Raw genomic sequence first — 11,694 nt, forward strand, 5'->3', positions numbered from 1 at the left:
CGCCTGAAGGACTGGAGACGCGTCGCGACGCGCTACGATCGGTGCCCGAAGGCCTTCTTCTCTGCCGTGGCTCTCGCCGCAACCGTCATCTTCTGGCTCTGATCAATGAGTCCTGACCCTAGATTCGAGATTGGTAGGTCCATGCGCATCGGACGTCCTAGACAAACTTCTCTGTCCGCATGGCCAGTGGTGGCGGGCCTCCTTATTTCTGCGCTGTCGCCAACGCTTGCCGTCGCCCAGAACCTGACGGGCTATTATGACAACTGGATTCTTATGGCCGACGACACGATGTCGCTGGCGCTCACAACCGACGACCAGGAGGCGGCGTTCGGTCTGGTTTGTGGGCCGGAGTGCTATTTCTATATCGAAAGCCGCATAGGGTGCGTCGAGGGCCGCGACTATCCGGTCGCGATCGAGACGGGTACCGGCGGTTACGCGGGCGTCATGACTTGCAAGCCTGCGGACAGGGAACTGCTGCTGATGATGCCGCAGGACGAAAGGTTTCTGAAGCTGATCGCGAAGCAGGACCATGTGCGCTTAACCATTGATCGTAACGGCGGCGAGACGAGCCGATTCCGCTTCTCACTTGTCGGCAGCGAACAGGCCATCGGGATAGCGCTAGCCGCGCGGGCCTATTTCAAGCCGCCCGATGCGGCGGGAGCGCTTCCAACTGGCGGTTCTGTGGAAATCGACAAATAGCTGCGATGATGTCCGGGGCTGCTCGCTGTCCGGCCTCGCTTCAACGAGACGACGGGCCGGATCTGTGTTCGCGATCTGCGGCGTGTGCTTTCCCTTGAAAGAACCGGATAGCGAATCTTGCCTGTTCTCGCTGGGTCACTGATGCCGTGACAAGCCGTCAGCTTGAAGCCCTCGCATCTTAGTTTTTGTAGCACGGCAGACCGACGACAGGCACGGCATGCGAACTTGGGTTCAACTGGTTTGTCGATGTCAAGCGCGGCCCTGTCTGTCGAACTGGAATCGGACAGACCACTAACCCGCTTGTTGCTGCGTATATCGAAGACATTCGGCGATTCAGTGGGCGAACGATGAATTCGATGCGTCGCGAATAACGGCACCCGCGATCAGTCTACCTCGAGATCGAATAGCGAGAGTCACTCGCGTCCGCTTTCGCGAATTTTAATTTCAAAGCAGACTGACCGTAATCGGCCAGACTTTGCCGCAGCGATGAGCGCTCGCCCGGCCCGAAAACCAGGATGATTTCCGGGCACCTCGCATCACCTATCAGGATTGGCCTGGTTATCATTCTGTCCGCGCTGGCCGCCCATGACCGGATATGGGAGGAATGCACGACCTTCGCGGTGCGCCTTTTCTTTCATCGGGTTGTCGGGAAAGATATCGTCAATGCGATCAAGCCGGTTGGGCTCGACCCGCCAGGCGTCGGGGAAGGGGGCCGATCCGGTGCCGTCGCGGTTGCGTCGAACGCTGCCGCGCGCGTAGCGCGCAGTGAACGGAATGGCATGCTCGCCCTCCCGGTTCGCCAGCCCCTTATATAGGGCCGCGCGAAGCGAAACTTTGCGATCGAGATAGTCTGGATCGTCGATCAGATTGTTCATTTCTTCGGGGTCTTTGGTGAGGTCGTAGAGCTCCTCGGTGTCGTAGATTCCATAATATTGGATATATTTGATCCGGTCGCGTTCGATCGCGAAAGTTCCCGGCGTCATCGGGAACTGCCAGTCCCAATAATATTCGTAGATGAAATCGGGCGGCGACCATTTCTCCGCCGGGACGCGGCCGGTCATGAGCGGCAGGGCGCTCATTCCCTCGAACTGCTGCGGCAGTGCAGCGCCGGCGAGATCGAGGAAGGTTGGCGCGAAATCGAGATTGCGGATGCGCCCCGCATTCGTCTTCCCGGCAGAAACGAGACCCGGCGCCCACACGACCATCGGCACGCGCACCGAGCCTTCATAGGCGTTGCGCTTGTCGATCAGGCCATGGTCGCCGATCAGGAAGCCATTGTCGGACGTGAACACGATCATCGTGTCCTTTTCGAGCTTGTTCGCCCGCAGATAGGCGAGAATCTCGCCCACGCCGTCATCGACGGCGGACAGCGTCGCATAATAGCTGCGCAGATACTCGGTCATCTTCATGTCGCTGTTGTAGAAGAAATCGATGCCGTGCCAGGTGTTGCGCTGGTTATAGACCCACATCGGCTTGCCCTTGTAGTTTTCGGGCGTGTTCGCTGCGCTCGCCGGTATGGCGAAGTTTATCTTGTCATATTGATGCGCGTAGCGCTGCGGCGGCAGCGGGTCCGAATGCACCGCCTTGTGGCTGAGATAGAGAAAGAAGGGTTTTTTCGGGTCACGCTCCTTCTTCAGCCAGTCGAGCGCATAGCCGCCCAGTTCGTCAGTGATATAGCCCTTTTGGGGCACATGCTTGCCATCCACGTTGAGCTTGTTCACCGCGCCTGCGCGGACCGCCGCGGGCGGCAAATCCCCCGTCGGCCAGTAACTGCCCTGGCCACGGAAACTCACCCATTTGTCGAAGCCCGCACGGGGAGCATCGGTGTCGTTGCCCATATGCCACTTGCCGATGAACGCCGTCTGGTAGCCGACCTGCTGGAGATAAGACGGAAAGAAGGTCAGTCCTTCTTCCGACGAGTTGGTGTTGTCGACGACCTGATGGTTTCGCGCGGTCCGACCCGTCAGGATCGTGGCGCGGCTGGGACTGCAGAGCGATGAGGTGACGAGCGTGTTCGGGAAATAGCTGCCTTCGCGCGCCAGCCGGTCGATGTTGGGGGTGCGGACCTGCGGCTGGAGAAATCCGAGGCCATCGTATCGCAGATCGTCGACCAGAATGAAGATGATGTTGCGGGGCTTGGCCGGGGCCGCAGGTGAGGCGGGAGCGGGCATCGATGACGCGCCGGCAGGAGCGAGGGTCAATGCCGCGGCCGCAGCCAAAACGAACTTCCGAAAACGCATAGGTCCTCCCAGCAGATATCTCGCCGCAGCCTCCGCCGCTTTGTCAGTCGCATCATCGTTCTAAATGACAAGCTTGTCAATTTCTTCGAAGCGAGCTAGGCACATGTGGAGAACGAAACAGATCGGCAGCGCCGCATCGCGCGGTGGCCCGGCGACAAACGGGAGGGACCAATGCGAAATATCTCTAAACTGGCGTTTCTTATCGGTGCGGGAACGGCGTTTGTCGCCGTGCCCGCTGTCGCGCAAAGTAGCGAGTCGGACGTAGCCACCACCGCGCCGGAAGCGACGGACGCGGACGAAATCGTTGTGACGGCGCAGAAGCGCAGCGAGCGCCTCCAGGATGTTCCACTGGCTGTCACCGCGATCACGGGCGAGGCGATGGCGGCGCGCCAGATCGGCGATACGCGCGATCTGGTCCAGGCAGTCCCGTCGTTGACCTTCCAGCAGGCTACCAACCCGGTTGCCAGCAGCTTCCGCATTCGCGGCGTTGGCACGTCGCTGTTCGGACTGGGCACCGAATCCTCGGTGGCGCTCGTCGTCGACGGTGTCGTCAGCGCGCGTCAGGCGCAGAACTTCACCGACTTTGCGGACATCGAACGCGTGGAGGTGCTGCGCGGGCCGCAGGGAACCTTGTTCGGCAAGAACGCGACGGCCGGCGTCATCAGCGTCGTCACCGCGCGCCCCTCGCGCGAGCTGGAAGGGCGGGTGAGCGTGACGGTCGCGGAAATGGACGAATACCGTGCCAGCGGCACCATATCGGGTCCGGTCGGCGATACGATCGGTGTTCGCCTGACCGGTTATTACAACGATATCGGTGGCAATATCCGCAATGTCCTGACCGGCGATGACGCCAACCGGACGAAGAGCTGGGGTGTGCGGGGCAAGCTCGAATGGCAGCCCACCGACCGTCTGACCCTATTGTTCGCAGGCGATTACCGCACGAGCGATTCCAACTGCTGCCAGAGCGTACTGGTCAAAGTGGGCAATCCGCTTCGTACGCTCGTGTCCGGGCCGATCACGGTGCGGGCCGACAGCGACGAAATCTGGAACAACGATACCACCCGTGTGAAGAGTGACCAGCAGACCTATTCGTTGCAGGCCGATCTGGATCTCGGCGCGGCAACGCTGACCTCGATCACAGCCCTGCAAAAATATCATTTGAGGCAGAATGGCGAGGTCGATGCCTTTGGTCACGCCCGGCCGATCTTTATTAGCCCGGCATCGGCCGCGCAGTTCGACGTCAACGCCGGCAACACCCATATCAAGAATTTCACGCAGGAATTGCGCCTCGCATCCAACGGTGCCGGCCCATTCACCTATGTTCTCGGCGGCTTCTATTCGAAAGTCTCGATCGACCGATATTTCGCTCAGCGACGGGCCGTGTGCCTCACCGGGGTTGTCGGCCAACCCTGCGCCGCGCCGATCTATCAATCGCTCGCCAGCGACGCCGATCTGTCGAACGAAAGCATCGCCGGTTTCGGTCAGGCCGAGCTGGAGCTTGTCGGCGGCCTCAAGGCGATCGGCGGTCTCCGCGTCCAGCACGAGAAGATCGCCGTCGATGGCGAGCGGTTCGGCGTGCTGGTTCCCGGCGATGCGCTCTTTGGCGCCACCGCCAGCGCGCGCGCCGGCACGTCGGCCGACGACACGGCCGTGACCGGAAAAGCGGGCCTCCAATATGAGTTCAGTCGCTTCGCGCAAGCCTATGGCACCTACACGCGCGGGTATAAGGGCCTTGGTCTCGACACGGAAATCAGAGCGAACTTCGCGGGGCAGGCGCCCGTCCTGCCCGAACATGTCGATGCCTATGAACTCGGCTTCAAGGCGCGCACCGTTGATGGCACGTTCGGGATCGCCGTGGCGGCTTTCCTCGCCGATTATACCAATCTTCAGGTCCAGGCGAACCGCTCCGATCCGCTGAACGGCATTCCTTCCTTCATCCAGACGAATGCGGGGAACTCGCGCACCAAGGGGTTCGAGATCGAAGCGAGCTTCCGGCCTTCGCGCGAATTCACGCTGACGGCCGCCGTTACCTATGCGGACAATAAATTTGATATCGACGGTCTCAATTGCCCGCAGCAGTTCCGGCCTGGCGCGCCCACCATTGCCATCGGTGGGACGCGTCCCATCAACAGCTGCTATCGCTATCAGTTTCGCGATAACGCGGGCACCTTGCGGGTCAGCGATCCTGTGCAGGACGTCAAGGGCGGGACGCTGCCGGCGTCGCCGAAATGGCGGGTGAATCTGTCGCCGCGCTATGAGCGGGATTTGTCGTCGAACCTCGCCGGCTTCATCCAAGCCGACCTGTCGTTCCAGAGCGATCAGGGCTTTACGCTCGAGCAGGATCCGCTGCTGCAGCAGGACGGTTATGCGATCGTCGACCTCTCGCTCGGCGTGCGTCAACCCGAACATGGCTTTGGCTTGACGCTCTACGTCAAGAATTTGTTCGACCAGAATTACTATTCGGGCATGACTGCGGGCGCGCTGGTGCCCGCCAACCTGACGCTTGTCGACAGTTTCGCAAACCGGCCGCGCAACGCCGATCGCTATGTTGGAGCGACACTGGATTATCGCTTCTGATGCGGAAAAAATGGCTCTTCGCGTTGGTAGCGCTCTGCCTTCCGGGGGCAGCGCTTTGCCAGCGCGAGGCGGCGCGCCCGGTATTGGCGACAAGCTACGCCGGCGGCGTGCGAACCATCGCCGATCTTCCTTATCGGACGATCGACGGCGAGGCCCTCACGCTGGACCTCTATCTTCCGCCCAAGGCAGGCGGAAAGCGTCCAGCGGTTTTGTTCGTCCACGGCGGGGGCTTCATTCAGGGGCACAGCCGGATGATGGGCGCCGAGAAGGATTTCCCGGCGCGCCTGGCGGTGCTTGCGGCAAAAGGCTATGTCGTCGCGTCGATGGAGTATCGGCTGGCACCCAAGTCGCGCTTTCCGGCCCAGGTGCGTGACGCCAAGGCTGCGGTGGCGTGGCTGCGCGTTCATTCGGAAGAATATGGGATCGACCCGCGGCGCATTGCAATCTGGGGGTCGTCGGCGGGCGGGATGATTGCTGCTTCTGTCGGTACCAGTTGCGGGGTGCCGGACCTCGAGCCTGAGGGTGGCAACAATGGCGACAATTGCGTGCAAGCCGTGGCCGACTGGTTCGGTCCGACCGCCGTCGATTCCGACCGCCTGTCGCTAATCTACCTCGGTTGCCTTGCGAGCCTCAATTGCGACGCCGACCGCATGAAGGCCGCCAGCCCGATCAGCCGTATATCGCCGGGTGACCCGCCCGTGCAGATTTTGCACGGCAATAGCGACGAGATTGTACCGCTGGCCCAGTCGAAGGCGTTCGAAGAGGCGCTGCACGCCGCCGGCGTCGAGGTCGAGTTTCGCGTGGTCGAGGGGGCCGGACACGGCCTGCGCGCCGATGATCCGGTGCGCCAAAAGGTGATCCTCGACGATGCCTTCGCGTCGTTGACAGGCTTTCTGGACCGGACGATAGGTTCATCTTCCTTGCACAGGGGCGCGTCTGTGGCCGCGGCGGGAGGCAAGGCCGGAGACTAGGTTGGGCGTTACGATTCACGATGTTGCGGCGCGCGCCGGCGTTTCGATCAAGACCGTTTCGCGCGTGATGAATGCCGAGCCCAATGTGCGCGATGCAGTTCGCGAGCGCGTGCGGGCCGCAATGACCGAACTCGACTATATTCCCAATGCCGGTGCCCGGCGCATGGCGAGCGCACGCTCACTATTGATCGGCCTTTTCTTCCGTCCGCAGCTGGCGAGCTACATCACCGGCATTCAGCTCGGCGCCGCGCGTCAGTGCCGCGACCGCGACTATCTGCTCGCCGCCGAACCGATCGAGGGGCGGGACGCCGATGTTCCCGCAATGATCGAGCGCACCGTTCGCCGCGCGCACCTTGATGGCGTTATCTTGGTGCCGCCGCAATCGAACGACCTCGATATCGTCGACCTTCTCGAGCGGCTTCAGGTGCCCTTTGTGCGCGTGTCGCCCACCGCCGAACCCGACCGCGGCGCCAGCGTCTTCGTCGACGATCGCCGCGGCGCGGTCGAGGCGACACGCCATTTGATCGAGCTGGGGCATCGCGACATCGCCTTCCTGGGTGGACCGCTGGCGTCGAAGGGCAGTGCGCCGCGCCCACGGCGCGACGGCTTCCTCGATGCCATGGCCGAGGCCGGGCTGCCGGTGCCCGGTAGCCGGATCATCTATGGCGAATTCACCTTTTCTTCGGGGCAAAGATGCGCCGACACGCTGTTGGGCGCACGCGCGCGACCGACTGCGATCGTTGCCGCCAATGATGCGATGGCGGCCGGCGTCCTCTCGGCGGCCGCACGGCGCGGCCTCAAGGTGCCGGACGATCTGTCGGTCACCGGGTTCGACGACGCCGAGATCGCGCGGGTTGTCTCGCCGGCGCTGACGACGATCCGCCAGCCGCTTGAGCAAATCGGTGCTGCCGCAGCCGATATGCTGCTGGCCGCGCAGCCCAGCGGCAAGCTCGATCCCATCCGCCGCCGGCTCGATATCGAACTGGTCGTCCGAGAGAGCACCGCACCCCCCCGGCCGTGATCGGCAAGGATCGCCGCGGAAGCGCTCGCGGTCAGTTGGCGGCGGCAGGAGGTGCGGGTGGCGCCCGCATCCCGATGATCGCCGATGGCTGGGTTCGCAGCGGCGCGAAGCGGGCCCGGGCTGCGTCGACACGAGCGGTGAGGTCGGCGACGATGTCCGGATGGCGTTCCGCTACACTGTAGCTTTCGGACGGATCCTTTTGCATGTCGTAGAGCTGCGGATAGCCCCGCGCGGGCAGGTCGAGGAGATAGTTGCGGTAATAGTCCGCCGTGACAAGCTTCCATCGCTGGGTGCGCAGCGCGACGACATCTTCGTCGTCGAAAAGCAGCAGGCCGTCGTGCGGGGTGGGGGAGCCGCGCAGGAGTGTCGCCGACAGGTCCTGGCCATCGATTGTCACGCCTGCGGGCGGCGCAACCCCGGCCATGGCGCAAAATGTCGGCAGGAAATCGATGCTCATCCCGATGGCGTCGTTGCGCCGCCCCGCCGGTACCGTCCCCGGGCGCCAGACGATCGCGGGGACGCGGTAGCCGCCATCGTAGCCGGCGCCGCCCTTGCGTTGCCTAAGCCCGCCGGTCGCGCCCTCGAACCAGGGGCCATTGTCCGAAGTAAAGAAAACCAGCGTATCGCGCGCGATACCGAGCGCCTTGAGGCGCGCGAGGATACGCCCGACGATCGAATCGATCTCCTCGATCACATCGCCATAGGGTCCCGCCGCCGATTTGCCGTGGAAATCGGGGTGGGGGATTGCAGGCAGGTGCGGCGCGCTGAGTGCCAGGTCGAGAAAGAAGGGACGGTCGCGGTTGGCGTCGATGAACTCCAGCGCCTTGTCGCAGAATTTTTGCTGCAATGTCGCAATTTCGGCGGGGTATGTCTCGGCCTCGGCTTCGGCGCCGCGCCGTGCCTCATGGAGCGCGAGCGGCTTCATGTCGTGGCTGTAGGGGATGCCGTAATAATAGTCGAAACCGTGGCGCGTCGGCAGCCAGTCGGGGCCGGTGTGTCCCAGATGCCATTTGCCTACAAGCGCGCTGCTGTGGGTTGGCGCGAGCGCCGCGGCAATCGTCTTTTCGCTGAGCGGCAGGACGCGTTTGTCGTTAGGCTGGATGACGCGATGCCCGAGCCCGGTCCGAACCGGGTAGCGTCCCGTTAGCAAAGCCGCGCGCGAGGGCGTGCAGACATTCGCGCCGGCATAAAAGTCGGTCATCGTCATGCCCTGGCGCGCCATTCGGTCGAGGTTCGGGGTCTGGATCGCGCCTTTCGTGGCGGCGCCCCAATCACCATAGCCCATGTCGTCGCACTGGATAACGATGAAATTCGGCGGTCGCCGGGTCGCCGCCCATGCCGATGGCGCAAGCAGCGCGGCAGCAGCGCCGCCCAAGGCGCTCGTGAGCAGGTCTCTGCGGTCCATCGTCGTCTCCCTCGTGGCTTTGCGGCCATCATAGCGCAAGATGCAATATTGACAAGCTTGTCATTTTTGTAGATGAGGCGGCTGTCCATGCCCAAACGGCATCATCTATCGGAGAGATTTCATGCGCCTTTTCCTTTCGCTCGCGCTGCTTTTATCCAGCCCGGCGCTGGCACAAACAGCACCGGCCCCGGCGCCTGCCGCCGAAAAATTGTCGATCGATTTGCCGATCGAGACTCTCATGACCGATCCCGTGGGCAAGGCGGTCATGGACAAGGAGATGCCATCGCTGATGTCGCATCCGGCCTATGAGCAGTTCAAGAGCATGAGCCTTCGCCAGCTTCAGCCTTATTCGGGCGGCGCGATTACCGACGAAAAGATTGCGGCCGTTGAGGCCGCCCTGGAAGCTGCAAGCAAAGCCAAATCCTAGGTCGGACAAAGGAGCGGTCGGGTCGATAGAAACGGGGGAGTTCAGGTGATGCGAGGGAAATATGCAGCAACGGCAATGGCGATCATGTTGGCTGGAACGTCGATGACGGCGCAGGGATATGCGCCCGCCGCCACCGATGCCGCCGCCGACGAATGGGCGGCAAAGACCGAAGCGCAGATGACCGATGACGAACGCTTTTCGATGCTCCACGGCATCATGCCCATTCTCATCGGCCCCTATGCAAACCCTCAGCTGAAGACGAAATGGCCCGACGATCTTGTCCCGGGCGCTGGCTATATTATGGGCGTGCCGCGGCTTGGCGTCCCCTCGCTGCGCGAGACCGATGCAAGCCTTGGCGTGACCAACCCCTTCGGCATTCGCAAGGGCGACACGGCCACCGCTCTGCCGGCGGGCTTGGCGATCGGCGCGAGCTTCAACCCGGAACTCGCGTTCGCCGGGGCGCGAGCGGTGGCCAGCGAAGCGCGCGCCAAGGGCTTTAATGTCCTGCTGGGGGGCGGCATCAACCTCATCCGCGACCCGCGCAATGGCCGCAACTTCGAATATATATCGGAAGACCCGTTGCTGTCGGGCATTATGGGAGCCGAGGCGGCAAGAGGCGCCCAGTCGGTCGGCGTGGTCTCGACGATGAAGCATTTCTCGCTCAATTCGAACGAAACCAATCGGCACACATGGAACGCCGAGATCGACGAAGCCGCGCACCGCGAAAGCGACTTGCTCGCTTTCCAGATCGCGATCGAGCGGGGACAGCCGGGCTCGATCATGTGCGCCTATAACATCGTCAACGGCGAGAAGGCCTGCGGGAGCGACCATCTGCTCAACACCGTGCTCAAGAAGGACTGGCGCTACAAGGGCTGGGTCATGTCCGACTGGGGCGCGGTGTCGAGCGCCGACTTTGCGATCAAGGGCCTCGATCAGCAATCGGGCGAACAGCTCGACAAGCAGGTCTGGTTCGACGCGCCGCTCAAGGCGAAGCTCGCCGACGGCAGCTTGCCGCGCGAACGCCTGTCGGACATGGTGAAGCGTATCCTGCGATCGATGAAGGCGAACGGCCTCGTCGATGCCGGTCCCGCTCCGGCGGTGGATATGAAAAAACACGCCGAAATCGCTCGCGAGATTGCCCGTCAGGGGATCGTTCTCCTCAAAAACGACGCGGGCGCGTTGCCGCTTGCCGCGCGCGTCGGGTCGGTGGCGGTGATCGGGCGCAATGCCCATGTCGGAGTCCTGTCGGGCGGTGGCTCCTCGCAGGGCTTGCCGCCGAGCGGATGGGCCGCATCGATCCCTATCGGGGGCGGCGAAGGATCTATGGCGTCGTGGCGGGTCGAGCGCTGGTTCGCCGGTGCGCCGCAAGCGGCGCTGAAAGCGGCGCTCCCGAAGGCAGAGGTTCGCTTTGACCCGGGCCTTTACCCGCAAGATGCGGCGGCGCTCGCCGCGCGCTCCGACGTCGCGATCGTCTTCGTCAGCAAATATGAAGCCGAAGGGTTCGATTCGCCGGACCTCTCGCTACCCGGCAATCAGGACGCAATCGTCGCGGCGACGGCCGCAGCCAATCCCAACACCATCGTCGTCCTCCAGACCGGCAATCCGATCGCGATGCCCTGGCGCGATAAGGTCAAAGCTATCGTCGCGGCTTGGTATCCGGGACAGGAGGGCGCGGCGGCAATCGCCGATGTGTTGACCGGTAAGGTCAATCCGTCGGGGCGTCTGTCGATCAGTTTTCCGGACACGATGGAAACCCAGCCGCGGCCTACGATTCCGAGCTATGGAACGCCCGACCGGACCGAAGTGACGGTGAGGATGAACGAAGGATCGGACGTCGGTTATCGCTGGAATGCCAGCAAGGGGATCAAGGCGCTCTATCCATTCGGGCATGGCCTTTCCTACACGCGCTTCGCCACCAGCGGGCTGAAGTTTGACGGTTCGACCGCGAGCGTGGCGGTTCGCAACACCGGAGATCGCGCGGGCGCGACCGTGGTACAGCTATACCTTTTGTCGAGGGGCGAGGAGACAAAGCAGCGCTTGGTCGCATTTCAGCGTGTCGAACTCGCCCCCGGGACGGAGCGGAAGGTCGATCTGAAGGTCGACCCGCGCCTCGTCGCTGACTGGAATGGGCAGGGGTGGACGATCCCGGCTGGGGAATATCGTTTTGCGCTCGGGGAGAATGCCGAAACCGTCGGGCCACAAATTCGCTTGAAGATGAAACAGCGCACTTGGCGGGACTGATGAACGACTTTGGGCGTGCCGTCTTCTGGCAAGTCGTCATCGAGCCATTCTGCGTTTATGACGGGCGGACTTCCACTTCGAGTCCAATAGTTGCGTAAGGTCATGAGATCATC

Annotated in this window: 8 protein-coding genes and 1 pseudogene; 7 read left to right on the forward strand and 2 right to left on the reverse strand. The window is 62.7% G+C overall.

From position 1 onward, the window contains the following. Window positions 1-102, forward strand: a pseudogene (locus V6M50_RS17845) (IS5/IS1182 family transposase); the annotation flags it as partial. Between the two features lie 39 nt (window positions 103-141). Further along, window positions 142-699, forward strand: coding sequence for a hypothetical protein (locus V6M50_RS17850; protein WP_332819930.1), 558 nt, complete (start codon window positions 142-144; stop codon window positions 697-699). Between the two features lie 536 nt (window positions 700-1,235). Here the strand turns inward: V6M50_RS17850 and V6M50_RS17855 are convergent. Next, window positions 1,236-2,939 carry a sulfatase family protein gene (locus V6M50_RS17855; RefSeq protein ID WP_332819931.1) on the reverse strand — a complete coding sequence of 568 codons (1,704 nt, stop codon included), beginning with the start codon at window positions 2,937-2,939 and terminating at the stop codon, window positions 1,236-1,238. Window positions 2,940-3,110: 171 nt separating this feature from the next. Here V6M50_RS17855 and V6M50_RS17860 point away from each other — a divergent pair, with 171 nt between their 5' ends. Genes V6M50_RS17860 through V6M50_RS17870 form a run of 3 tightly spaced genes read left to right on the forward strand, consistent with a single transcriptional unit; the run spans window position 3,111 to window position 7,508 of the window. Next, on the forward strand, window positions 3,111-5,516 hold the full coding sequence (locus tag V6M50_RS17860; protein ID WP_332819932.1) for a TonB-dependent receptor: 2,406 nt from the start codon (window positions 3,111-3,113) through the stop codon (window positions 5,514-5,516). After that, window positions 5,516-6,487, forward strand: a complete 972-nt coding sequence (locus V6M50_RS17865) for an alpha/beta hydrolase (RefSeq protein WP_332819933.1) — start codon at window positions 5,516-5,518, stop codon at window positions 6,485-6,487. Before V6M50_RS17860 ends, V6M50_RS17865 begins: the two co-directional genes overlap by 1 nt. A 1-nt stretch (window position 6,488) precedes the next feature. Then, window positions 6,489-7,508 carry a LacI family DNA-binding transcriptional regulator gene (locus V6M50_RS17870; RefSeq protein WP_332819934.1) on the forward strand — a complete coding sequence of 340 codons (1,020 nt, stop codon included), beginning with the start codon at window positions 6,489-6,491 and terminating at the stop codon, window positions 7,506-7,508. Window positions 7,509-7,539: 31 nt separating this feature from the next. Here V6M50_RS17870 and V6M50_RS17875 read toward each other — a convergent pair whose 3' ends face one another. After that, window positions 7,540-8,913 carry a sulfatase-like hydrolase/transferase gene (locus V6M50_RS17875; protein WP_332819935.1) on the reverse strand — a complete coding sequence of 458 codons (1,374 nt, stop codon included), beginning with the start codon at window positions 8,911-8,913 and terminating at the stop codon, window positions 7,540-7,542. Window positions 8,914-9,034: 121 nt separating this feature from the next. On the opposite strand from V6M50_RS17875, the gene V6M50_RS17880 reads away from it, so the two are divergent. Then, on the forward strand, window positions 9,035-9,340 hold the full coding sequence (locus V6M50_RS17880) for a hypothetical protein (protein WP_332819936.1): 306 nt from the start codon (window positions 9,035-9,037) through the stop codon (window positions 9,338-9,340). A 75-nt stretch (window positions 9,341-9,415) separates the two neighbouring features. Beyond that, window positions 9,416-11,581, forward strand: a complete 2,166-nt coding sequence (locus tag V6M50_RS17885; protein WP_332819937.1) for a beta-glucosidase — start codon at window positions 9,416-9,418, stop codon at window positions 11,579-11,581. Window positions 11,582-11,694: the final 113 nt, after the last annotated feature.

Origin of the sequence: Sphingopyxis sp., assembly GCF_036675685.1 — a bacterium.
Lineage (GTDB): Bacteria > Pseudomonadota > Alphaproteobacteria > Sphingomonadales > Sphingomonadaceae > Sphingopyxis.

What these genes read in the sequence shown, in the direction of transcription:
- V6M50_RS17850 (WP_332819930.1), top strand. Translation starts at nt 142, where the DNA reads ATGCGCATCGGACGTCCTAGACAAACTTCTCTGTCCGCATGGCCAGTG.
- V6M50_RS17885 (WP_332819937.1), top strand. Translation starts at nt 9,416, where the DNA reads ATGGCGATCATGTTGGCTGGAACGTCGATGACGGCGCAGGGATATGCG.
- V6M50_RS17860 (WP_332819932.1), top strand. Translation starts at nt 3,111, where the DNA reads ATGCGAAATATCTCTAAACTGGCGTTTCTTATCGGTGCGGGAACGGCG.
- V6M50_RS17880 (WP_332819936.1), top strand. Translation starts at nt 9,035, where the DNA reads ATGCGCCTTTTCCTTTCGCTCGCGCTGCTTTTATCCAGCCCGGCGCTG.
- V6M50_RS17855 (WP_332819931.1), bottom strand. Translation starts at nt 2,939, where the DNA reads ATGCGTTTTCGGAAGTTCGTTTTGGCTGCGGCCGCGGCATTGACCCTC.
- V6M50_RS17875 (WP_332819935.1), bottom strand. Translation starts at nt 8,913, where the DNA reads ATGGACCGCAGAGACCTGCTCACGAGCGCCTTGGGCGGCGCTGCTGCC.
- V6M50_RS17865 (WP_332819933.1), top strand. Translation starts at nt 5,516, where the DNA reads ATGCGGAAAAAATGGCTCTTCGCGTTGGTAGCGCTCTGCCTTCCGGGG.